At 60.5% G+C, this 25,270-nt stretch carries 9 protein-coding genes; 6 read left to right on the forward strand and 3 right to left on the reverse strand.

Annotation, left to right across the window (positions count from 1 at the left end; genetic code table 11):
• Nucleotides 1-3 precede the first annotated feature (3 nt).
• Nucleotides 4-1,356, reverse strand: coding sequence for a TolC family outer membrane protein (locus ACYZT0_RS24815; protein ID WP_283189571.1), 1,353 nt, complete (start codon nucleotides 1,354-1,356; stop codon nucleotides 4-6).
• 358 nt (nucleotides 1,357-1,714) lie between these two features.
• Here ACYZT0_RS24815 and ACYZT0_RS24820 point away from each other — a divergent pair, with 358 nt between their 5' ends.
• Together ACYZT0_RS24820 and ACYZT0_RS24825 are read left to right on the forward strand one after the other, a co-directional pair.
• A complete protein-coding gene (locus ACYZT0_RS24820; protein ID WP_462043423.1) occupies nucleotides 1,715-15,214 on the forward strand; it encodes a retention module-containing protein in 13,500 nt (4,499 codons plus the stop codon).
• A 148-nt stretch (nucleotides 15,215-15,362) separates the two neighbouring features.
• Nucleotides 15,363-15,701: a tryptophan synthase subunit beta gene (locus ACYZT0_RS24825; protein WP_462043424.1), complete on the forward strand. Its 339-nt coding sequence runs from the start codon at nucleotides 15,363-15,365 to the stop codon at nucleotides 15,699-15,701.
• A 152-nt stretch (nucleotides 15,702-15,853) separates the two neighbouring features.
• Here the strand turns inward: ACYZT0_RS24825 and lapD are convergent, their stop codons facing one another.
• Both lapD and lapG read right to left on the reverse strand, forming a co-directional pair.
• Nucleotides 15,854-17,800 carry a cyclic di-GMP receptor LapD gene (gene lapD, locus ACYZT0_RS24830; RefSeq protein ID WP_462043425.1) on the reverse strand — a complete coding sequence of 649 codons (1,947 nt, stop codon included), beginning with the start codon at nucleotides 17,798-17,800 and terminating at the stop codon, nucleotides 15,854-15,856.
• Between the two features lie 14 nt (nucleotides 17,801-17,814).
• Nucleotides 17,815-18,507, reverse strand: a complete 693-nt coding sequence (gene lapG, locus ACYZT0_RS24835; RefSeq protein ID WP_462043426.1) for a cysteine protease LapG — start codon at nucleotides 18,505-18,507, stop codon at nucleotides 17,815-17,817.
• A 234-nt stretch (nucleotides 18,508-18,741) separates the two neighbouring features.
• Here lapG and ACYZT0_RS24840 point away from each other — a divergent pair, with 234 nt between their 5' ends.
• The 4 genes from ACYZT0_RS24840 (at nucleotide 18,742) to ACYZT0_RS24855 (ending at nucleotide 25,267) form a co-directional block, all read left to right on the forward strand.
• Nucleotides 18,742-19,452, forward strand: a complete 711-nt coding sequence (locus ACYZT0_RS24840) for a GntR family transcriptional regulator (protein ID WP_462043427.1) — start codon at nucleotides 18,742-18,744, stop codon at nucleotides 19,450-19,452.
• Between the two features lie 682 nt (nucleotides 19,453-20,134).
• The gene (locus tag ACYZT0_RS24845) at nucleotides 20,135-20,911 is read left to right on the forward strand and encodes a DUF3050 domain-containing protein (protein WP_462043428.1); all 777 of its coding nucleotides are present in this window, start codon (nucleotides 20,135-20,137) and stop codon (nucleotides 20,909-20,911) included.
• The gene (locus ACYZT0_RS24850) at nucleotides 20,908-21,837 is read left to right on the forward strand and encodes a diiron oxygenase (protein WP_462043429.1); all 930 of its coding nucleotides are present in this window, start codon (nucleotides 20,908-20,910) and stop codon (nucleotides 21,835-21,837) included. Before ACYZT0_RS24845 ends, ACYZT0_RS24850 begins: the two co-directional genes overlap by 4 nt.
• 13 nt (nucleotides 21,838-21,850) lie before the next feature.
• Nucleotides 21,851-25,267: an amino acid adenylation domain-containing protein gene (locus ACYZT0_RS24855; RefSeq protein ID WP_462043430.1), complete on the forward strand. Its 3,417-nt coding sequence runs from the start codon at nucleotides 21,851-21,853 to the stop codon at nucleotides 25,265-25,267.
• Nucleotides 25,268-25,270: the final 3 nt, after the last annotated feature.

Genomic DNA, 25,270 nt, shown 5'->3' on the forward strand with positions numbered 1-25,270 from the left:
TGCTCAATTCATACCGGGCAGTTGAACCTTCGGCTTCACGTCGTTCTGCACAACGGATGCCAACGGTGCGACCACTCCCTGGCTCTTGAGCAACTCGCCCATGGTCGCCTTGATTCGGTACTGAGTAAATAACTGAATGTTTTTGATCTCCGCCAGGCGACGAGAAGCCGAGAACAGCTCGTTTTCGCTGTCGAGCAGGTCGAGCAACGTGCGCTCGCCCAGACCGAACTGCTTCTGATAGGCGGTGCGCACGCTGGTGCTGTGATCGACATATTGCTGGGCAATCGGCACTTGGGCATTGGCGTTGTTCAAGGCATTCCAGGCCAGACCCAGCTCTTCGTTCAATACGCGCAAGGCGTTGTTGCGAATATCCAGTGCCTGGGTGGACAGGTAGGACTTGGATTCCAGATCAGCCTTGTTGCTGCCGCCGGCATACAAATTGAAGCGCATGCGCAACATGGCCTGCCATTCATTGCTGTGACCGTTCTGGCCGCCGAGATCGTTGTCGGCAGTGCGACCCAATTCGGCATCGAAGCGTGGGTAGAAGCTCGACTTCGCGGCTTCGTACTGTTTCTCGGCAGCGGCAATGTCAGACTCGGCGGAACGCAGGATCGGGCTGTTTTCCAGCATCTGCGCCCGGGCTTCATTGAGGTTGGCCGGCAACAGCGCCATGAAATCGGCAGGACGCTCCAGCTGATCGGGCATCTGGCCCACGGCGCTGAGGAAGTTGGTCTCGGCGTCGGCCAGGTTAGTCTGCTCGGTGATCAGGTTGTTGCGGGCTTGAGCCATACGCGCTTCGGCCTGATCGAGGTCGGCGCCGCTGCCCACGCCGCGCTGGGTGCGCAGTTTGATCTGGTCGAAGATTCGTTCGTGGCTCTTCAGGTTGTCGGTCGCCAGGCGCACGAACTCACGGCGGGTCAGTACATCGAGATAAACCTGAGCGACGGTGAGCGCGGTGCGTTCGGACGTGCCCAGCAAAGAATAAGCGCGGGAGTTAACGGTGGCTTGTTGACGCCCCACTTCACTCGACGTCGCAAAACCGTCAAAAACCATTTGCGACAACCGCACACTCGACTCGCTGCGATTCAGGGTTTCCCAGTGATTGTTGTTGCCGGCAGCACGCGTGGTAACGCTGTCAGTGCCTTCGCGACCATAACCACCCAGCAGGTCGACCCGTGGGAGGTATCCACCTTTTGCTGCCTTTAACTGATAATCCGCGGCCAATCGACTGTTAACGCCTGCCTGGATTTCCGGATGGACATCCAGTGCCTGTTGCATGGCCTCCGGAAGGGTCTGCGCCTGAACAAAACTGGCGGCTACGGCGAAGGGTAAAGCCTTGAGCAGATGCAAACGCATTATTGGAGTTCCCGGAATTGCTTGTCTTGAGTCACTGCAGAGCGTGCCGCTGCATCGGATGATGACAACTGGAATGACCGTATGTCGGAAAGTTGAATGTTGGAACTGAATCACACTCTTCGAGAGCGGTCGGCGCCGAAATATCAATGTGACATTACGGAGGCGATTGTTTAGGATGACATGCGCAAGGTCAATAGTTTGGCATAAAGTTTATAGCGAAAAAATATAGCCATTTTATTGACGAATGACCGCGTCAGAATTGCGCCTTTTATCTATTGAAAGTCCATCCAGACTGAACGCGATCAATCGCTCTCAGGTACATGGACGTCTACTGAATGTGACACCCGGAGAGTCTTCAATGAGCAGTGTTGTGGCCATCGTCAAAAGCATTGTCGGTCAGGTTTTCGCTGTGTCCCCAGAGGGCGTGCGCCGCGTACTCGTTGAAGGTGATCGGTTGTTTGTCGGCGATCAGGTAGACACTGGCGCAGCAGGTGCTGTCACGCTTGAACTGGCTGACGGCCGGACCCTGGACCTGGGCCGCGACACTCAATGGAGCGGCAGCGACCCGGATTCCAGCACTGACCTGGCACAAGCCACTGCACAAGCCGCGCCATCGGTTGAAGAGCTGCAGCAAGCCATCGCTGCCGGTGCCGACCCGACCACCAATCTTGAAGCCACCGCGGCCGGCCCTACGGGCGCCGGTACGGGCGGCGCGGCAGGTGGCGGCCACAGCTTCGTGGTGCTGGACGCAACCGCTGGCCGGGTCGACCCGACCATTGGTTTCCCGACCGTCGGTCCTGATTCCACTGCCACAAACACCACGCTCGATACCGGCAATCAGAACACCACGGCCACCAACGCTCCGGGTGTACTGATCGCTGATACTGGCACACAGGCCGAAGATAGCGTCGCGACCGGCAATGTACTGAACAACGATAGCGATGCCGACACGCCCCTCAGCGTCGCCAGCTTCACCGTCGCTGGCATGACCGGCAGTTTCACCGCAGGCCAGACGGCGACCATCGTCGGTGTCGGTACGTTGACCATCGGCACCAATGGCAACTACACCTTTACTCCAGACGCCAACTACAACGGCGCCGTACCGCAAGTCACGTACACCACCAACACCGGCTCGACCAGCACGCTGGATCTCACCGTGACGGCGGTCGATGATCCGAGCGTTTTGACTGCAGACAACCAAAACATTGCAGAAGACACCCCTGCGATCGGCAACGTGCTGAGTAACGACAGCGACATCGACAACGTCCTGAGCGTGGCCACCTTTACCATCGCCGGCGTCAATGACACCTTCACAGCCGGCCAGACCGCCACCATTGCCAATGTCGGGACTTTGGTCATTGCGGCCGATGGTGCCTACACCTTCACCCCGGCTGCCAACTACAACGGCACGGTGCCCACCGTCAGCTACACCGTCACTGACGGCTCCGGTTCTGGCGTCACTTCGACCTTGAACATCAGCGTTACCCCGGTTGATGACAACTTTATCGATGCCAGCGAAACGGTCTCCGGTCTGGAAGATGCCCCAGTGACTGGCAGTGTGCTCACCGGTACTAGCAGCGTTGATGGTCCGGTCAGCGTGGTCAACTTCACCATCGGTGAAACCACCTACGCCGCGGGCAGTACCGCGACTATTGCCAATGTCGGGACTCTAGTCATCGCCGCCGATGGCGCCTACACCTTTACTTCGGCGACCAACTACAACGGCACAGTGCCAACGGTGAGCTACACCGTCACCGACGGTTCGGGCAGCAACGTCACCTCGACCCTGAACATCAGCGTCACCCCGGTCGATGACAGCTTCACCGACACCAGCGAAACGCTGATCACCAACGAAGACACGGCGGTCACTGACAACGTGCTGACCGGCACCAGCAGCGTCGACGGCGACGTCAGCGTGGTCAACTTCACCATCGGTGAAACCACCTACGCCGCCGGCAGTACCGCGACTATTGCCAACGTTGGCACCCTGGTGATCGGAGCGAACGGTGCGTACACCTTCACTCCGGCGGCCAACTACAACGGCACAGTGCCGACCGTCAGCTACACCGTCACCGACGGTTCGGGCAGCAATGTCACCTCGACCCTGAACATCAGCGTCGCCCCGGTGAACGACACCTTCACCGATGCCAGCGAAACGCTGATCACCAACGAAGACACGGCGGTCACTGACAACGTGCTGACCGGCACCAGCAGCGTCGACGGCGACGTCAGCGTGGTCAACTTCACGGTCGGCGGTACCCAGTACCAAGCCGGTGAAACCGCCACTATTGCCAACGTCGGCACCTTGGTGCTCGCAGCCAACGGGGTTTACACCTTCACCCCGGCCGCCAACTACAACGGTGCTGTGCCAACGGTCAGCTACACCGTGACCGACGGCTTGGGCACTGACGTCACCTCAACGCTGAACATCAATGTCACGCCAGTCGATGACCCGAGCGTCCTGACGGCTGACACTAACACCGTCGATGAAGACCACGTTGCCACCGGCAACGTGCTCGACAACGACAGCGATGTCGAAAGCACCCTGAGTGTTGCGACCTTCACCGTACAAGGCGTCACCGGCAGCTTCTCCGCTGGCCAAGTCGCAACCATCGCTGGCGTCGGCACGGTGACTATCGCCAGCAACGGCGACTACAGCTTCACCCCGGCAGCGAACTACAACGGCGCGGTGCCGCAAGTCACTTACACCACCGACACCGGTTCCACCAGCACCCTGGACCTCAGCGTCACCCCGGTCGACGACGCGAGCGTGCTGACCGCCGATGCCCAAACCATTGCCGAAGACGCCACGGCGATCGGCAACGTGCTCGACAACGACAGCGATGTCGAAAGCACCCTGAGTGTTGCGACCTTCACCGTACAAGGCGTCACCGGTTCCTTTACTGCGGGCCAAGTCGCAACCATCGCTGGCGTCGGCACGGTGACTATCGCCAGCAACGGCGACTACAGCTTTACTCCGGCAGCGAACTGGAACGGCACCGCCCCACAGATCAGCTACACCACCGACACCGGTTCCACCAGCACCCTGGACCTGAGCGTCACCCCGGTCGACGACGCGAGCGTGCTGACCGCCGATGCCAACACCATTGCCGAAGACGCCACGGCGATCGGCAACGTGCTCGACAACGACAGCGATGTCGAAAGCACCCTAAGTGTCGCGACCTTCACCGTCGCCGGTGTGACTGGCAGCTTCACCGCCGGTCAAGTCGCAACCATCGCCGGCGTCGGCACGGTGACTATCGCCAGCAACGGCGACTACAGCTTCACCCCGGCAGCGAACTGGAACGGCACCGCCCCACAGATCAGCTACACCACCGACACCGGTTCCACCAGCACCCTGGACCTGAGCGTCACCCCGGTCGACGACGCGAGCGTGCTGACCGCCGATGCCAACACCGTCGCCGAAGACACCACGGCGATCGGCAACGTGCTCGACAACGACAGCGATGTCGAAAGCACCCTGAGTGTCGCGACCTTCACCGTACAAGGCGTCACCGGTTCCTTTACTGCGGGCCAAGTCGCAACCATCGCCGGCGTCGGCACGGTGACTATCGCCAGCAACGGCGACTACAGCTTCACCCCGGCAGCGAACTACAACGGCGCGGTGCCGCAAGTCACTTACACCACCGACACCGGTTCCACCAGCACCCTGGACCTGAGCGTCACCCCGGTCGACGACGCGAGCGTGCTGACCGCCGATGCCAACACCGTCGCCGAAGACACCACGGCGATCGGCAACGTGCTCGACAACGACAGCGATGTCGAAAGCACCCTGAGTGTCGCGACCTTCACCGTACAAGGCGTCACCGGTTCCTTTACTGCGGGCCAAGTCGCAACCATCGCCGGCGTCGGCACGGTGACTATCGCCAGCAACGGCGACTACAGCTTCACCCCGGCAGCGAACTGGAACGGCACCGCCCCACAGATCAGCTACACCACCGACACCGGTTCCACCAGCACCCTGGACCTGAGCGTCACCCCGGTCGACGACGCGAGCGTGCTGACCGCCGATGCCAACACCATTGCCGAAGACACCACGGCGATCGGCAACGTGCTCGACAACGACAGCGATGTCGAAAGCACCCTGAGCGTGGCCAGCTTCACCGTCGCCGGTGTGACTGGCAGCTTCTCCGCTGGCCAAGTCGCAACCATCGCTGGCGTCGGCACGGTGACTATCGCCAGCAACGGCGACTACAGCTTCACCCCGGCAGCGAACTACAACGGCGCGGTGCCGCAAGTCACTTACACCACCGACACCGGTTCCACCAGCACCCTGGACCTGAGCGTCACCCCGGTCGACGACGCGAGCGTGCTGACCGCCGATGCCAACACCGTCGCCGAAGACACCACGGCGATCGGCAACGTGCTCGACAACGACAGCGATGTCGAAAGCACCCTGAGTGTCGCGACCTTCACCGTACAAGGCGTCACCGGTTCCTTTACTGCGGGCCAAGTCGCAACCATCGCTGGCGTCGGCACGGTGACTATCGCCAGCAACGGCGACTACAGCTTCACCCCGGCAGCGAACTACAACGGCGCGGTGCCGCAAGTCACTTACACCACCGACACCGGTTCCACCAGCACCCTGGACCTGAGCGTCACCCCGGTCGACGACGCGAGCGTGCTGACCGCCGATGCCAACACCATTGCCGAAGACGCCACGGCGATCGGCAACGTGCTCGACAACGACAGCGATGTCGAAAGCACCCTAAGTGTCGCGACCTTCACCGTCGCCGGTGTGACTGGCAGCTTCACCGCCGGTCAAGTCGCAACCATCGCCGGCGTCGGCACGGTGACTATCGCCAGCAACGGCGACTACAGCTTCACCCCGGCAGCGAACTGGAACGGCACCGCCCCACAGATCAGCTACACCACCGACACCGGTTCCACCAGCACCCTGGACCTGAGCGTCACCCCGGTCGACGACGCGAGCGTGCTGACCGCCGATGCCAACACCGTCGCCGAAGACACCACGGCGATCGGCAACGTGCTCGACAACGACAGCGATGTCGAAAGCACCCTGAGTGTCGCGACCTTCACCGTACAAGGCGTCACCGGTTCCTTTACTGCGGGCCAAGTCGCAACCATCGCCGGCGTCGGCACGGTGACTATCGCCAGCAACGGCGACTACAGCTTCACCCCGGCAGCGAACTGGAACGGCACCGCCCCACAGATCAGCTACACCACCGACACCGGTTCCACCAGCACCCTGGACCTGAGCGTCACCCCGGTCGACGACGCGAGCGTGCTGACCGCCGATGCCAACACCATTGCCGAAGACACCACGGCGATCGGCAACGTGCTCGACAACGACAGCGATGTCGAAAGCACCCTGAGCGTGGCCAGCTTCACCGTCGCCGGTGTGACTGGCAGCTTCTCCGCTGGCCAAGTCGCAACCATCGCTGGCGTCGGCACGGTGACTATCGCCAGCAACGGCGACTACAGCTTCACCCCGGCAGCGAACTACAACGGCGCGGTGCCGCAAGTCACTTACACCACCGACACCGGTTCCACCAGCACCCTGGACCTGAGCGTCACCCCGGTCGACGACGCGAGCGTGCTGACCGCCGATGCCAACACCGTCGCCGAAGACACCACGGCGATCGGCAACGTGCTCGACAACGACAGCGATGTCGAAAGCACCCTGAGTGTCGCGACCTTCACCGTACAAGGCGTCACCGGTTCCTTTACTGCGGGCCAAGTCGCAACCATCGCTGGCGTCGGCACGGTGACTATCGCCAGCAACGGCGACTACAGCTTCACCCCGGCAGCGAACTACAACGGCGCGGTGCCGCAAGTCACTTACACCACCGACACCGGTTCCACCAGCACCCTGGACCTGAGCGTCACCCCGGTCGACGACGCGAGCGTGCTGACCGCCGATGCCAACACCGTCGCCGAAGACACCACGGCGATCGGCAACGTGCTCGACAACGACAGCGATGTCGAAAGCACCCTAAGTGTCGCGACCTTCACCGTCGCCGGTGTGACTGGCAGCTTCACCGCCGGTCAAGTCGCAACCATCGCCGGCGTCGGCACGGTGACTATCGCCAGCAACGGCGACTACAGCTTCACCCCGGCAGCGAACTGGAACGGCACCGCCCCACAGATCAGCTACACCACCGACACCGGTTCCACCAGCACCCTGGACCTGAGCGTCACCCCGGTCGACGACGCGAGCGTGCTGACCGCCGATGCCAACACCATTGCCGAAGACGCCACGGCGATCGGCAACGTGCTCGACAACGACAGCGATGTCGAAAGCACCCTGAGTGTCGCGACCTTCACCGTACAAGGCGTCACCGGTTCCTTTACTGCGGGCCAAGTCGCAACCATCGCCGGCGTCGGCACGGTGACTATCGCCAGCAACGGCGACTACAGCTTCACCCCGGCAGCGAACTACAACGGCGCGGTGCCGCAAGTCACTTACACCACCGACACCGGTTCCACCAGCACCCTGGACCTGAGCGTCACCCCGGTCGACGACGCGAGCGTGCTGACCGCCGATGCCAACACCGTCGCCGAAGACACCACGGCGATCGGCAACGTGCTCGACAACGACAGCGATGTCGAAAGCACCCTGAGTGTCGCGACCTTCACCGTACAAGGCGTCACCGGTTCCTTTACTGCGGGCCAAGTCGCAACCATCGCCGGCGTCGGCACGGTGACTATCGCCAGCAACGGCGACTACAGCTTCACCCCGGCAGCGAACTGGAACGGCACCGCCCCACAGATCAGCTACACCACCGACACCGGTTCCACCAGCACCCTGGACCTGAGCGTCACCCCGGTCGACGACGCGAGCGTGCTGACCGCCGATGCCAACACCATTGCCGAAGACGCCACGGCGATCGGCAACGTGCTCGACAACGACAGCGATGTCGAAAGCACCCTGAGTGTCGCGACCTTCACCGTACAAGGCGTCACCGGTTCCTTTACTGCGGGCCAAGTCGCAACCATCGCTGGCGTCGGCACGGTGACTATCGCCAGCAACGGCGACTACAGCTTTACTCCGGCAGCGAACTGGAACGGCACCGCCCCACAGATCAGCTACACCACCGACACCGGTTCCACCAGCACCCTGGACCTGAGCGTCACCCCGGTCGACGACGCGAGCGTGCTGACCGCCGATGCCAACACCATTGCCGAAGACGCCACGGCGATCGGCAACGTGCTCGACAACGACAGCGATGTCGAAAGCACCCTAAGTGTCGCGACCTTCACCGTCGCCGGTGTGACTGGCAGCTTCACCGCCGGTCAAGTCGCAACCATCGCCGGCGTCGGCACGGTGACTATCGCCAGCAACGGCGACTACAGCTTCACCCCGGCAGCGAACTGGAACGGCACCGCGCCACAGATCAGCTACACCACCAACACCAATTCCACCAGCACCCTGGACCTGAGCGTCACCCCGGTCGACGACGCGAGCGTGCTGACCGCCGATGCCCAAACCATTGCCGAAGACGCCACGGCGATCGGCAACGTGCTCGACAACGACAGCGATGTCGAAAGCACCCTGAGCGTGGCCAGCTTCACCGTACAAGGCGTCACCGGTTCCTTTACTGCGGGCCAAGTCGCAACCATCGCTGGCGTCGGCACGGTGACTATCGCCAGCAACGGCGACTACAGCTTTACTCCGGCAGCGAACTGGAACGGCACCGCCCCACAGATCAGCTACACCACCGACACCGGTTCCACCAGCACCCTGGACCTGAGCGTCACCCCGGTCGACGACGCGAGCGTGCTGACCGCCGATGCCCAAACCATTGCCGAAGACGCCACGGCGATCGGCAACGTGCTCGACAACGACAGCGATGTCGAAAGCACCCTAAGTGTCGCGACCTTCACCGTCGCCGGTGTGACTGGCAGCTTCACCGCCGGTCAAGTCGCAACCATCGCCGGCGTCGGCACGGTGACTATCGCCAGCAACGGCGACTACAGCTTCACCCCGGCAGCGAACTGGAACGGCACCGCGCCACAGATCAGCTACACCACCAACACCAATTCCACCAGCACCCTGGACCTGAGCGTCACCCCGGTCGACGACGCGAGCGTGCTGACCGCCGATGCCCAAACCATTGCCGAAGACGCCACGGCGATCGGCAACGTGCTCGACAACGACAGCGATGTCGAAAGCACCCTAAGTGTCGCGACCTTCACCGTCGCCGGTGTGACTGGCAGCTTCACCGCCGGTCAAGTCGCAACCATCGCCGGCGTCGGCACGGTGACTATCGCCAGCAACGGCGACTACAGCTTCACCCCGGCAGCGAACTGGAACGGCACCGCGCCACAGATCAGCTACACCACCAACACCAATTCCACCAGCACCCTGGACATCACGGTCAACTCGGTCAACGACGCACCAACCGTCAATACCACCTCGGCCAGCGGCGATGAAGATCATTTGATCGCCGTGCAGCTCGGCGGCAATGACCTCGACGGCACCGTCGACCACTTCACCTTGACCGGCCTGCCGGCCAATGGCGTGTTTTACGCTGACGCCGCCGGGACCATCGCGTTGACCGCCAGCAGCGTGATCACCGCAACCGCCAACGGCGCAACGGTTTACTTCAAGCCCACCGGCGACTGGAGTGGCACCACCAGCTTCACCTACAGCTCGACCGACAACCAGGGCATACCTTCCACGTCTTCGGCGACCAGCACCATCGTCGTCGCGCCAGTAACCGATACCCCGAGCCTGTCACTGTCCGGCGGCGGTACGGTTGCCTCGACCGACTTCCAGGAAGTCGCTCTGAACGGCTCGCATAGCGACATCGATGTCAGCAAGCTCGGCAATGGCGTGTGGCACACAGACAACAGCGGTGGCAAGGTCGAAATCGGCAAGGCCAGCGTCTATGGTGCCGGCGGCAACAACCAGGTCATCGAACTGGAGCGCAACACCGGCGATGCGAGCAACCTCTACACCACTATCGATGCCAAGGCCGGCACCTCCTATAACGTGTCGTTCGACTACGCACCGCGTGCCGGCGTGAATAATTCCGTCATCAACGTGTACTGGGGCGGCCAACACATTGGCACCCTGAACACCGCGACCTCCGGTATGCAGCACTACAGTTTCGACATTCCGGTCTCTGCCGATGGCAATCAGAAACTCGAGTTCCGCGCCGGTGATAGCAACAGCCTGGGCGGCCTGCTGGACAACATCAATGTCACCCAGGTGCTCAACTCGGGTCTTGAAGACCACGCGATCCTGCTGTCGACCATCCAGGCCCACACCAACGACGTCGATGGTTCGGAAACACTCACTCTCACACTGAACGGCTTGCCGGTGGGTTCCAGACTCACCGACGGCACCCACACCTTCAACGCTGCCGACGGCTCGACCTCGGTGGACGTTACTGGTTGGAACCTGTCCACGCTCAAGCTGACACCGCCGACGAACTTCAATGGCGACATCACACTGACCGTAACGGCCACCGCCAAAGACGGCGACGCCCCAAGCGCCAGCACCTCGCTGCCACTGGTGGTGCACGTTACTGCCGTCAATGACGCAAGCGTGCTGCAGGTGGACAAGATCTCCGTCGACGAAGACCACAACGCGACCGGCAACGTGCTGACCAACGACCACGATGTCGATAATGCCCTGAGCGTCTCCAGCTTCAGCGTGACGGGGGTCAACGGCAGCTTCACGGCGGGCCAGACCGCGACCATCACCGGTGTCGGAACGCTGATCATCGCCAGCAACGGCGACTACACCTTCAAGCCGGCTGCCGACTGGAATGGCAACGTTCCACAGGTGACATACACCACCAACACCGGCTCGAGCAGTACGCTGAACATCAGTGTTACGCCGGTTAATGACAACTTCACCGACGCCAACGAAGCGGTCCCAACCCTGGAAGACACCGCCATAACCGGCAGCGTGCTCACCGGTACTTCCAGCGTTGACGGCCCGGTCAGCGTGGTCAACTTCACCATCGGTGCGACCACCTACACCGCTGGCAGCACGGCGACCATCGCCAACGTCGGCACCTTGGTAATCGGGGCAAACGGCGCCTACACCTTCACCCCGGTCGCCAACTACAACGGCAGCGTCCCGACCGTCAGCTACACCGTCACCGATGGTTCAGGAACCAACGACACGTCGACCCTGAATATCAATGTCACGCCGGTCGACGACAGCTTCACCGACATCAGTGAAACCGTTCCGACCAACGAAGACACCGCCATTACCGGCAGCGTGCTCACCGGCACGAGCAGCGTCGACGGCCCGGTCAGCGTGGTCAGCTTCACCATCGGCGGGACCACCTATGTGGCAGGCGCCACGGCGACTATCACCAACGTCGGCACCCTGGTGCTTGCGGCCAACGGTGCCTACACCTTCACGCCGGCCGCCAACTACAACGGCAGCGTGCCGACCGTCAGCTACAGCGTCACCGACGGTTTGGGTAGCAATGTCACTTCGACCCTGAACATCAGCGTCACACCCGTCGACGACAGCTTCACCGACGCCAACGAAGCGGTCCCAACCCTGGAAGACACCGCCATTACCGGCAGCGTCCTCACCGGCACGAGCAGCGTCGACGGCCCGGTCAGCGTGGTCAGCTTCACCATCGGCGGGACCACCTATGTGGCAGGCGCCACGGCGACTATCACCAACGTCGGCACCCTGGTGCTTGCGGCCAACGGTGCCTACACCTTCACGCCGGCCGCCAACTACAACGGCAGCGTGCCGACCGTCAGCTACAGCGTCACCGACGGTTTGGGTAGCAATGTCACTTCGACCCTGAACATCAGCGTCACACCCGTCGACGACAGCTTCACCGACGCCAACGAAGCGGTCCCAACCCTGGAAGACACCGCCATTACCGGCAGCGTCCTCACCGGCACGAGCAGCGTCGACGGCCCGGTCAGCGTGGTCAGCTTCACCATCGGCGGGACCATCTATGTGGCAGGCGCCACGGCGACTATCACCAACGTCGGCACCCTGGTGCTTGCGGCCAACGGTGCCTACACCTTCACGCCGGCCGCCAACTATAACGGCATCGTGCCGACGGTCAGCTACACCGTCACCGATGGTTCGGGCAGCAATGTCACTTCGACCCTGAACATCAGCGTCACCCCGGTCGACGACAGTTTCACCGACTCCAACGAAGCGGTCTCCACCCTGGAAGACACCGTCATTACCGGCAGCGTCCTCACCGGCACGAGCAGCGTCGATGGCCCGGTCAGCGTGGTCAACTTCACCATCGGCGGGACCGCTTACTCGGCGGGCGCCACCGCTAATATCACCAATGTCGGCACCCTGGTGCTTGCGGCCAACGGCGCCTACACCTTCACGCCGGCCGCCAACTACAACGGCAGCGTCCCGACCGTCAGCTACAGCGTCACCGACGGTTTGGGTAGCAATGTCACTTCGACCCTGAACATCAGCGTCACCCCGGTCAATGACCCGAGTGTGCTGACTGCTGACAGCAACACCGCCCTCGAGGACAAGATCGCCACCGGCAACGTACTGACTAACGACCGCGATGTGGATAACGTCCTGAGCGTGGCCAAGTTCACGGTGGGTGGCACCGAGTACACAGCAGGCGGTACTGCCACCATAGCCAACGTCGGCAATCTGACGCTCGGTGCCAACGGTGACTACAGCTTTACCCCGGCCAACAATTGGAGCGGCACGGTTCCGACGGTGACCTACACCACCAGCACCGGTTCAAGCACCACCCTGGACATCAGTGTGACCGCGGTCGCGGATACACCGATTGTGTCCGCCACCACTACTCAGGTGGCCGAGAACAGCAGCGTTGCGCTGGGCTTGAAGGTAACCTCGCTGGACACTGATGGCTCTGAAACCCAGACCATCACCACGATCGGCGGCATCCCGGCAGGTGCGACGCTGACCGACGGCACGCACACCTTTACCGGCACGACCGGTAACGCTGTCGCCAACCTCAGCGGCTGGGATGTGAGCAAGTTAAGCTACACCCCGGCACCGTACGCCACCGGTACCAACACACTGACCGTGACGGCAGTCTCGACCGAGAGCCAGGGTGACTCGGCCAGCAGTACCACACAGATTCCGATCACGATTAATCCGGCGGTCTATAACCCGATCACTGGTACCGCAGGAAACGACAATGTCGGTGGCACCGATGGCAATGACATCGTAGTGGGAGATATCGGCGGCCTGACGGTCATACCGGGGCAGAATTACAACATCGCGTTCATGGTCGACAGCTCCGGCAGCATGAGCGCTTCCTCCGTAACGTCGGCGAAGAATTCCCTGATAGCGGTGTTCACCTCGCTGATCGCCAGCGCCACCTCGCAAAACTCGAGCGCTGGCACCGTGAAAGTATTCCTCGTGGACTTCGATACACAGGTCAACAAATCGATTTCGATCGATCTGTCGAAAGCGGGCGCTCTGGACCTATTGAAGGGGGTCCTCAACAGCATGCAGTCTGGTGGTTACACCAACTACGAAGACGTGTTCAAAACCACCGCGAACTGGTTCAAAGGGCCTGACGCGCTGAGCAACCCCCACGCGATCAACCTCACCTACTTCATCACCGATGGTGAGCCGACCGCTTATACGCAAAGAGAACAAACCAATCCGGTGGTCGTCGACTTCAAGTCCGATAGCGTTAAGGACCTCTACCTCGACGACGTGTTGAAGCAAGGCTCCTACACGCCAGGGACCGAGTTCAGGATGGTTATCGGTGGTGAGAGTCGCGTGGTAGTTGATTCCTCGGGGGCTTTGTACAAATGGAGCGAAAAATCGAACGGCAACTGGTCGTCGGACAAGTACAGCGCCAAAGGCTACAACTTGCAAGTTCACGCCCAAGGTGACGGCACCTATGAACTGTCGGATTACGCAGGCAGCGGCTCTGTCGACAGCTCCAGTGCGAGCAATGCGGCAACCGCGTTCGCGTTGTTTGCTGCCGCAAACTCCAAGGTACAAGCCATTGGCGTGAACAGCGATGTCTCGGTAAGCGACCTCGCGCCGTATAACACCACCGATGGAAAACCGTTGGCCAATATCAACCCGGAAGATTTGGCCAACGCAATTCTCGGCCACAGCGAAGCGACCCTTCCAGGCAAGGACACTATCAACGGCGGCGATGGCAACGACATCATCTTCGGCGATCTGGTGAGTTTCACTGGCGTGACGGGTGAGGGCTACACCGCGCTGCAGGCTTTTGTCGGCAAGGAAACCGGCATCGAAACCAACAAAGTCACCTCAAGCAACGTGCACCAGTACGTCACCGAGCACTACTCCACGTTCGATGTGTCTGGCGCCCACGACGGTGACGATACGCTGTTGGGTGGTGCTGGTAACGACATCATCTTCGGGCAGGGCGGTGACGACAAACTCTACGGCGGCAGCGGCAACGACATCCTGCTCGGTGGCACTGGCAACGATTTGCTGAACGGTGACGCCGGCAATGACTTCCTCATCGGTGGCACTGGCACAGATACGCTGGACGGTGGTGCCGGTAATGACACCCTCCTCGGTGGCACTGGCAACGACTCGCTGATCGGTGGTTCGGGCGCCGACACCTTCGTGTGGAAGGCTGGCGACACCGGCAGCGACGTGATCAAGGACTTCAAAGCCAGTGAAGGTGATCGCATCGACTTGCACGATCTGCTGCAGGGCGAAACCGGCAGTACTATCGACAACTTCCTGAAGATCACCACCGTGGACGGCGTTTCGTCCCTGCAAGTCAGCTCCGCCGGCAAGTTCAACGGTGCCGACGCCGCCGCTGCACCGGATGTGACGATCAAACTGGAAGGCAACAACTGGTCCACCGCCAACCTGCATAACCTGATTGCCGGTAGCGATCCGACCATCAAGGTTGACCACAACAACAGCTGATCCAACGAACAACGGCCGCTCTTATGGGGCGGCCGTCACGTTTACGCCCATCAACCCGGTGACGATTTCGTCGCTGCACCGCATACTCGCGTCCAGTTGGCCTATGCTGCTGACAGCATGACGCTGGTTCATTTCCGAGGGATGCTCAATGTTCTACGTGCAACGCGATGCGCAAGGTCAGTTGGTGCGCGTGGAAGCCGCGGCCTATGCCGAGGCCACGGAAACGCTGCCGGCCGACCACCATGAAATCCAGGCCTGGTACGCCAACGAGGTAGTGGAAACCAGCCTCAAACAGCTCAAGCAGAGCGACCTGGAAATGATTCGGGTACTGGACGACTTGATCCAGGTGTTGACCAGCAAAGGCGTGATCCGCGTCACCGACCTGCCGGCCGCCGCCCAGGCCAAGCTGATGGACCGGTCACACGCCCGTGAAGCGTTGGGTGGGTTGAGCCATTTGATCGATGATGATGAGACGGGGTTGATCTAACTCCAGACGCTGATCGTTCCCACGCTCTGCGTGGGAATGCCTCAAGGGACGCTCCGCGTTCCGGCCTCACCGCTGATGTTGCGCCTGACACCGATGTGACGCAGAGCGTCACGGGCTGCATTCCCACGCAGAGCGTGGGAACGATCAGTGGGTTAGTGCCAAGGCTTCGGCTCACCAAACAACTGCCCCTGAACCCCATACAACCCCATCTCACGAATCACCATCAACTCCCCTTCCGTCTCGACCCGCTCGGCAATCAACGGCAGATCAATGCTGTGCGCCGCCCGCTGAATCGCCTCGATGAACAACCGCTTGTCACCTTCCTGATCAATCGCCCGGATGTAACTGCCGTCGATCTTCAGGTACGCCAACCCAAGCCGCGCCAGGTTGCCGATCATGCTGAAACGCCCGCCAAAGCGTTGCAGGCTCAGGGAGAACCCGAGTTCGTGCAGACGTCGCGTCAGTTCTTCCAGCATGGCTTGCTCCGGCAGCTGCTCCTCGCCGATTTCCAGGGTCAACCGCTCCCCGAGATTCGAATGCTGACGCAGGACTTCAAAGACTTTATTCAACGCCTGCGGGTCGGCCAGCGTCGCTGAAGACAGGTTCAGCGCCAGCGATTCTTCATGGTCGGCCATCTGTTCAAGCACCAGCTCCAACATCAGCCGGTCCAACCGCGCGGTCCAGCCAAAGCGCTCGAGCCACGGCAGGAAGCGCCCGGCGGGAATGGTCTGGCCCTCGTCGTCGATCAGACGCGACAGCACCTTGTAATGCAGCACCAATTGCGTGTCCTGGGCGGCAACGACCGGTTGGAAATACAGTTCGAAACGCTTCTGATCCAACGACTGATCCAGCAAGTTGTGCCAGGCATGATGGTCATCACCGACGCTGGCCGAGGCGCTGTGATCGAGGCACGCCCAGCTCGGTTCACCCTGGCTTTCCGCCTGAGCCAACGCCTGATCGCCCAGCCCAAGCACGGCTTGCGGCAAGTCACCATAAACAAACGGCGCCAGCCCGATCGAGGCCACCGAGGCGACATCGGTGGCGCCCGTCGCATGCAGACTCGCCAGCGCACTGTCGAGGTTCTGCGCCAGTTGCAGCGCTTCTTCACGCACCAGCCCAGGCGCCAGCACGGCGAACTCACCGCCGCGAATCCGCGTCACGAGGTTCAGGGTTTCCGGGTACTTGGCACACTCGCGGGACAGCTGCTCACCCACCGCTATCAACAGCTGGTCGGTGCGTTGACCGCCCAACCGCTGGTTCAACCCGGCCAGGTCCTTGACCCGCAACAACAGCAGATAACCGGAACTCGCCTGCTCCGGATTGCTCACCCGGGCGTTCAACTGCATTTCGAAATAGCGACGGTTAGCCAGGCCTGTCAGGTTGTCCTGATAGGATTCGACCCGCAGTTTTTCACTACGCACGGCCTGCTCCTGAAACAACGCCTTGAGCTTCTCGACCATTTGATTCATGGCCTGCACCACGCGGCGCAGTTCGGGTGTGCGCGGCAGTTCCGGCAGGCTGAGGAATTCGCGGCGAGCGATGGCGTGGGATTGCTTGACCATGTAATCCAGCGGCTTCAGTTGCCGGCGCAACAACAGCGCACCCAGCACCGCACTCACCGCACCGCAGATCAGCAACCAGCCAAGACTGCCCAGCGCGCTCTGCCAGAGTTTGGCCAACGCGAACATCGGATGGCTGACCACCTCGACCCGCGCCGCCTGCTCCCAGCCACGACTGACAATCGCGTCGCCACCGGCCGGTTCCAGGCCGATCAGTTTGACGAACCAGTCCGGCACATTGTTCACCGCCGGGATGCCGCTGCGCTCCACGATGGTCTTGTCGTTGGCCAGGTCGACCACACGGATGCTCGCGTAGTAACCGCTGTCGAAAATTGAACTGACCAGCAACTCGACCATTGCCGGGTCGTCGATGTTCGGCGTCAGGGACAGTGCCAATGCGGTCGCGGCGTCCTGGGCGTGGGAGCGCAACTGGTTGACGTACTGGGTGCGCGAGCTTTCCAGGCTGACCATGAAGCTGCCGGTGAAGGCAATCACCAGAAACAGACAGATAGCGATCAACAGCTGTTTGAACAAAGACATCTGAGCGCGTGCTCCTAGTTAGTCGTCTCGACCGGGAAACCTTCGGCCTGCATTTTTTTCAGCACATCCTGCCAACGAGACAGGCGCTTGGTATCACCGACTTTCTTGTTGCCCTTGGCGCCCGGCAACCACAACCCTTCGGCATTAAAAGAGTAGACCGGCAGCAAATCGGTTCGTTGGCTGGCCGGTTTGATCGCATCGATCAAGCTGTCGAGTACCAGCGGCATGGCCTCGGCGCTTGAGTAGTAGGTCAACACCATGTGCGCCCGATTCAGGCGCAACGCCTTGACGTACGTGATGCGCAGCTTGTCACTGGAAACGCCGAGATGGCGCAGGCTGAAATACTTGGCGATCGCGTAATCTTCGCAATCGCCGGCGCCCTTCCACAGGGCCTCGATGGGCGTTTCCCAATAATCGACCTCGTGCCACAGGTCGATGTCTTCCTCATAGCGCATCTGCTTGTTGAAGAATTGGTTGACCACTTTAAGCTGTTCGAGCTCGTTGACCTGCTTTTGCGTAGCCAATAAGTGCTGCCAGGCATCAATCCGTTGCTGCCCTTCGCCCAACGACCCGTACAATGCCTGCGCGCGACGGCTGATCAGCGAAAAATCCCAATCGGCATGCAGCCCGCCCAGCATAACGCCGGCGAGCAACAACGCGCAGCACAGCCAGCGCAAAGTCCGAGGGATCGCGAAACATACCGCCAATGCGAGGCATCCAGGTCAGGCAGGTGGGAAAGCGTTTGATGGTGCAGGTTAGCCCGGTAAAAGACAATGGCACGGTGAGATCACCGGTGGCGCGCTAGACTTTGTATGGCGGGTGTCATTAAAAACACCGTGGCCACGTCAGGCTTGCGACCTTGTGTACGTTTGACAACCTGTCAGGCAGTCACTAGTGTCCTCTTGGATCCAAATTTTTTCAGTCAAACAGGGTGCGTAGTTGTGACACAGAAGCCCAATCCTCTGAACAGCATCAAGGTCAACGGGCCGATACCGGCTCATCTGGCACGCTCGGTAATCGAAGAAACCCTGCGTTCGGCCATTCTCGACGGTCGCATTCCCTGCGGCACCGCCCTGCGTCAGCAAGATTTGGCCGATCTTTTCGGTGTCAGCCGCATGCCGGTGCGCGAAGCCTTGCGCCAACTCGAAGCCCAGGCGCTGCTTAACGTAATCGCCCATAAAGGTGCGGTGGTCGCACCGCTGGTTCAGGGCGATGCCGTGGAAACCTATGCACTGCGGATCCTGCTGGAATCCGAAGCGCTGCGCCTGTCGATTCCACTGCTTGAGAAGGAAGACTTCGAACAGGCCGCCCGTCATATCGACGACCTGGAAACGGAACACAACTACACCGAGATTGGCCGGCTCAACCGGCTCTTCCACATGTCGCTGTACAGCAAGGCGCCGAACGGGCGGTTGTTGAGGCTGGTGGAAGACGGATTGAACGAAGAGGAGCGCTTCCTCCGTTTCAACCTGGAAGCCATGGGCCTGGGCAAACTGTCCCAGGAAGATCACCGGGCGCTTTTGCAGGCCGTAGAAGACCGAGACGTCGAACGCTCGGTGAAGTTGCTCGAACATCACCTTAACCGGGCCGTCGAGGTCATCACACGCTACCTCAACAGCCCCGAAGCGCTGAACAAAAAAACCTCCCGGTAAAAACGACGGCAAGCCTGAGCGAGCAGATCGAACTGCTCGTTTTCGCTTGTCGCGACTGCGCTGCGCCCCTCTCCAAAGCCCTGCCCTCGATTTACCCCTCTGAAGATTCAATATTTACCCCGAGCAGATGACGCGTCGGTGATAGCGGCTGCTGTGAATTACGCTCACTCTTGGCCGGCCAACGAATAATGAACGGGCGACGCATCGCGCGAGCGGAGCAATCCCCGCACCAAGAACCTACGGAAGGAGTCTTGCCACGGGAAAGGAAGAACCGGCGTTGATCCCAGCCAACTTCCGACCCCTCAATTCACTTCAACGATTCAGTTAGAAAGTTGCTTCGAGTGAGGCATTCACTCTTTATTTAAATTCTGACCTTTATCAGTCGGAAGGAGCAACTACGCCAAAATAAAACTTAAAACAAAAGTCTTATTGGAACTTCTCGCGCCGAATAAACATGAACTTTGAATTAGTTAAAAAATAACTTGCCTGACACTTTATTCGTGTATTAGTTTCTCTCCGCCGCCCTTTGAATACAGGCAGCAAGCCATTATCTGGCAACTTACTTTTAACCCACACATATCAATTAACTTGAGACATTCGCTCGCCAATAGAAAACTTAAACCGTCAGTCACTATTGATCACAGCACCCTTAACGGCATTCAGATCACTTATAGGCTCACTCATGAAAACGAATAAAGATCGCCTCAATCAGAAGAAAGCAGAACTTAGTGCTCATCCAATCTTTTCCGAAATCAACTCACTGTCGGTATTGCAACGTTTCATGGAAACCCATGTGTTTGCAGTGTGGGATTTCATGTCACTGACCAAACGCCTGCAACAGGAACTGACCTGCGTTCAGCTGCCCTGGCTGCCACCGCGAGATCCGCAGGCAGCGCGCTTGATCAACGAGATCGTGCTGGGTGAAGAGTCCGATGATCGTCCCGCTCAAGGTCACTACAGCCATTTCGAGTTGTACCTGGATGCGATGCGCGAAGTCGGTGCCAGCACGGTCGCGGTCGAGCGCTTCGTGACACTGCAAAAGGAAGGGGTGAGCTACGACGTGGCGCTGCAAAGTGTGGACGTCGACCCGGCCGCCGCACGGTTCGTGCGTCATACCTTGCACACCGCGCTGCATGCGCCTGGCCATAGCGTTGCGGCGGTGTTCCTGCATGGCCGGGAAAGTGTCATTCCGCAGATGTTCCAGCGGATCCTCGATGATTGGGGCATTGGTCTGGATCAGGCGCCGACCTTTCGTTACTACCTTGAGCGCCACATCGAAGTCGACTCCGAAAACCATGGCCCGGCGGCGGAAAAACTTCTCGCCCGGCTGGTTGATGGCGATCCGCAACGCGAAGAGGACGTCTACGCCAGCGCCATCGCTGCCGTGGAAAGCCGCATCGCCTTGTGGGACGGCTTGCGCCTGAGCATGAGCGAACCTGTTGCTGAGGTGAACGCATGAACGCCGCCGACTACCAATCCTTCGCCGATGCCTGGGAAAGTCGCGCGACCATCCGTACCCGCCCCCGGCGCGTGCTGGAGAACGACGACAAGCTGATCTACCCATTGAGCCGCCAACCGTTGGTGCTGAGCGAAACTTTCCTGCGTGAATGCCCGGAGCAGCGCGACTTTGCACTGGTGCAGACGCTCTACAAATTCATCAACGACGTGGTGATTTTCGAAACCGAAATCGTCGATAAGACTGCCCGTAGCATCGCCAAGAATCGCTTCGCCGTGGCCTTCCCGTTCGCCTGCCGCTACGACGCCATGACCGTGGTGGTGGACGAGGATTACCACGCACTCGTGGCGATGGATTTCATGCAACAGACCGTCGCCATGACAAGCATCACACCCATCGAACTGCCGGATGAAATCGAACTCAGCCGAGCCATTCCAGCGGCCGTGGCGCTCGCCCCGGATCACCTGCGCAGCGCCGTGGAATTGATCTGTGTGGCCATTGCCGAGAATACAGTGACCGGCGATGTCGCGGCGTTCGCCAAGGACGACACGGTCAAGCAGTCGATCAAGGGCCTGATGGCCGACCACCTGCTCGACGAAGGTCGCCACTCCGGGTTCTGGGCGCGGCTGGTGCGCATCTACTGGCACACCGCGAGCGAAGACGACCGCCGATGCATCGCGCACATCCTGCCGATATTCATCGGCCATTACCTGACCAACGACATTCAGAAGTCGTTCGACTTCCGGCTGATCGAGTCCTTGAAGATCAGCGATGCCGCACGCCACGCACTCAAGAGCGAAGTGTCGGGGTTGGCCTTCCCGATCAATCGCCATCACCCGCTGGTCGCCAACATCGTGCGGTTTTTCCGCAGCAGTTCGCTGCTCGATTCGCCGTGCGTGCAAGACGCTCTCAGCGATTACCTGGTTTAACGAGGAGCACATCATGAGACGTCTCGACATTCTGCTCATTGGACACAGCCAGGCCCTGACCGACCTGGCGCTGGAGCTTGAACAACACGGTCATGCTCTGGTGCGCCTGACTGCCGTCGACAAGCAACCGCTGGGTAACGCCGATTTGCTGATCGACGACGCCAGCCTGCCTGTTCAAGACGTCGGCGATGCGCCGCGATTGACGCTGCAGCTGGGTATTGGTGAGTCTGGAGTTTCTGGCCTGCCGGCGCTGGAATTGCTGTGCACGTACGGTTCGACGCTGTTCACTCGCGTGCCGATCACCGACGAACCTTCGGGCAATGGCCAGGTATTACGCCTGCGGGCAGTGGAGGAACTGGTCAATCACGTGGCGCTGCTGGTCAGCCGTTACTCTCGCGATGCCGACTATTTTTTGCTGACCGACTCTGCGGCTCCCGCTCGCTTCGGGGTCGTGGAAAACCTGCTCTATTTGGAGAGTCTCGCGTTTTTCCATCGGCTCAATATCACGGCTGCCCCCGCGCTGCTGGAACTCAGCCAAATCCCGATGATCGAGCGCCTTGAGCAGCGCTTCATCCAGTGTGCCGAACGACCCGCGTTGAACATTGCCGGCACGTTCCTGAGCTATCGGCATTTGCACGCCCAAAGCCGCGCGATCCAGCAGCAATTGCTCCCGTTGCTCGCTCGGCATCAAGGGCCGTTGGTGGTCGGGATCTGCCTGCCGAAATGCAGCGAGTTGTATGCGGGAATTCTGGCAATTCTTGGCAGCGGCGCGGTGTATTTGCCGCTGGAGCCGAGCCATCCCCTGCAACGCCAGCAGTACATTCTGGAAAACGCCGGGGCCGTGTTGCTGCTGCATGACGGTGAGCATCCGCTCGCGGCCCAAATGCCGGGACTCGACATCAGCCGTATCGACACCGATGACGTGGATCTCGATCAACCCTTGATGCGTCAACGACCCGATCTAGACGAGCCGTGCATGGCGCTCTACACCTCGGGCACCACCGGCCATCCCAAAGGTGTGTTGCTCAGCCAGGCCAACCTCGCGCACTTCACCGCGTGGTACGCCGACTACGTGCAGCTGACCGAGCAGAGTCGGGTGCTGCAATTTTCGTCATTGAGTTTCGACTCGTCGCTGATCGATATTTTCCCGACCCTGCTTCAGGGCGCCGAACTGATCGTGCCCGGCGACGATCAACGGCGCGATCCGTTGCAACTGGTCGAACTGATCCGCCATCAGCACCTGAGCCACGCCTTTTTGCCGCCGGCGTTGTTGAGCATCCTGCCGCTGGATCAATTGCAATGCCTCGATCACGTGATGACGGGCGGCGATGTCTGCGAACCCTATGTCATCGAGCAACTCACCCGCCAGGGCAACCTCTACAACCTCTACGGCCCTACCGAAGCGACGGTGTTGATTACCGCGCGGCAACTGCGCACCGGCGACAACAACCGCACCCTCGGCGCACCAATCGCCAACAGCCAGGTACTGATTCTCGATGAGGATTTTCAACCGGTGGCCGAACAGAGGGTCGGTGAGTTGTACATCGTCGGGCCAGGCGTGTGCCTGGGTTACCTGAACAACCCGCAGCAGACTGCCGAACGTTATCTGAACCTGAGCTTGCCGAATGGCCGGAGCCTGCGCGCCTACCGTACCGGCGACATGGCGAAGTGGACCCGCGACGGCATCGAGCTCTGCGGACGGCGCGACAATCAGGTGAAGATTCGTGGCTTTCGGGTCGAGCCGGAAGAAATCGAACGCTGCTTGCGCGACAGTCAGCTGTACCGCCAGGTGGCGGTGGTCATCGACAGCCAGCGACGGATTCTGGCCTTCCTCGCGCAGCCTCAGGAGGATCAACCCGGCACCGCTCGCGATGCGTTGAAAGCCCACTCGATGCAGTTTTTGCCGGATTACATGCAACCCACTGCCTGGACCGAACTGCCGAGCATGCCGTTCGCCAGCAACGGCAAAGTTGACCGCAAGGCGCTGCTGGCGATGCCCGTGAATGTCTCCGAAAACACCTTGCGGCGTTTGCCCGCCAGTGTCGATGAGGCGCTGTTGTTGGAGATCTGGGCTGAGCTGCTGGAACTGCCGGCCAGCGACATTTCCACCGATGAAAGTTTCTTCAACCTGGGTGGCCACTCGATCCTGCTGTCGCGCATGCTCTTGCGTTTGCGGGAAGAATTCGGTCGCAGTATCTCGATCAACCGCTTCATCGAATTGCCGACCATTGCCAAGTTGGCGACCTTGGTGCGTGGCTCCGGCACCGAAGAAGTGCTGAGCGAGCAGGCCATGTCCGATGCCTTCCGTGAACTGGATATCCAGCCGTTGCCAGTCAACCGCATGGGCGACGTGCACAAGGTGATCGTTACCGGCGCCAACAGCTTTGTCGGCGTGCACATTGTCGAAGCATTGCTGGCCTGGGGCGCCAGCGAAGTCGCCTGCTTGGTGCGCGATGGCGGTGGGCAATCGGCGGCCGAGCGTTTTGCCCATGCTTTGCGAGAAAACCGCCTGGACCATCTGGACCTGAGCCGAGTGCGGGTTTACGCGGCGGACATCACACGCCCGTCATTGGGGCTCGAAGCGGATGTTTACGAGCGACTGGATCGGCAGTTCGGCGCGTTGGTGCACAACGCCGCCAACGTCAATCACGTACTCGATTACGAGTCGCTGGCGCGGGATAACGTCGAGCCGATTTTCGAGTGCCTTCGGTTGTGTGAAGGGCGCAGCAAAAAGATCTTCAATTTTGTCTCCACGCTCTCGGCCTCCAGCACGATTGCCGCCGATGGCCGGGTGCTGGAATTGCCTGCCGCGCAGACCCCACCGATCTACATCAAGAACGGCTATAACCTGTCCAAATGGGTCGGTGAGCGGATCCTCGAACGGGCTCGCGAGCGTGGCGTACGGGTCAATCTTTATCGCCCCGGCAACATCAGTTTCAACAGCCTCACGGGTGTCTGCCAGCCTCACAAGAATCGCTTGATGCTGATGCTCAAAGGCTCAATCCAGCTCGGCCAGGTGCCGGAGTTCACGCTGAATTTCGACCTGATGCCGGTGGACTTTCTGGCCCGCTTCATCGCCTTCCATGCCAGCCGTTATCAGCCTGAAAAAGCGGTATTCAACCTGCACAACCCCGAGCCTCTGAGCTGGGACAACTACGTCGCGTCATTTCGTGAGGCGGGTCGGGAGTTTTCCATGGTCAGCGTCGCCGACTGGCAGCAGCAACTGGACCGGGTCGACAGCAACAATGCGTTGTTCGGCGTGCTCGGTTTTTACCTCAACGGTTTCGAGGAAGACATCGGCGACATCTCGATGATCGGCCACGACAACGCCCAGGCCGGCGTCTGGCAGATGGGCGCGCATTACCCGGAAAAATCCCCGGCGCTGCTGCGTCGTGGCTGCGACTACCTCAAAGAAATCAATTTCATCTGATTC

The sequence above is a fragment of the Pseudomonas sp. ZS1P83 genome (assembly GCF_054897825.1).

Coding starts and splice junctions, on each gene's coding strand:
- ACYZT0_RS24815 (WP_283189571.1), bottom strand. CDS start 1,356: ATGCGTTTGCATCTGCTCAAGGCTTTACCCTTCGCCGTAGCCGCCAGT.
- ACYZT0_RS24820 (WP_462043423.1), top strand. CDS start 1,715: ATGAGCAGTGTTGTGGCCATCGTCAAAAGCATTGTCGGTCAGGTTTTC.
- ACYZT0_RS24825 (WP_462043424.1), top strand. CDS start 15,363: ATGTTCTACGTGCAACGCGATGCGCAAGGTCAGTTGGTGCGCGTGGAA.
- lapD (WP_462043425.1), bottom strand. CDS start 17,800: ATGTCTTTGTTCAAACAGCTGTTGATCGCTATCTGTCTGTTTCTGGTG.
- ACYZT0_RS24845 (WP_462043428.1), top strand. CDS start 20,135: ATGAAAACGAATAAAGATCGCCTCAATCAGAAGAAAGCAGAACTTAGT.
- ACYZT0_RS24850 (WP_462043429.1), top strand. CDS start 20,908: ATGAACGCCGCCGACTACCAATCCTTCGCCGATGCCTGGGAAAGTCGC.
- ACYZT0_RS24855 (WP_462043430.1), top strand. CDS start 21,851: ATGAGACGTCTCGACATTCTGCTCATTGGACACAGCCAGGCCCTGACC.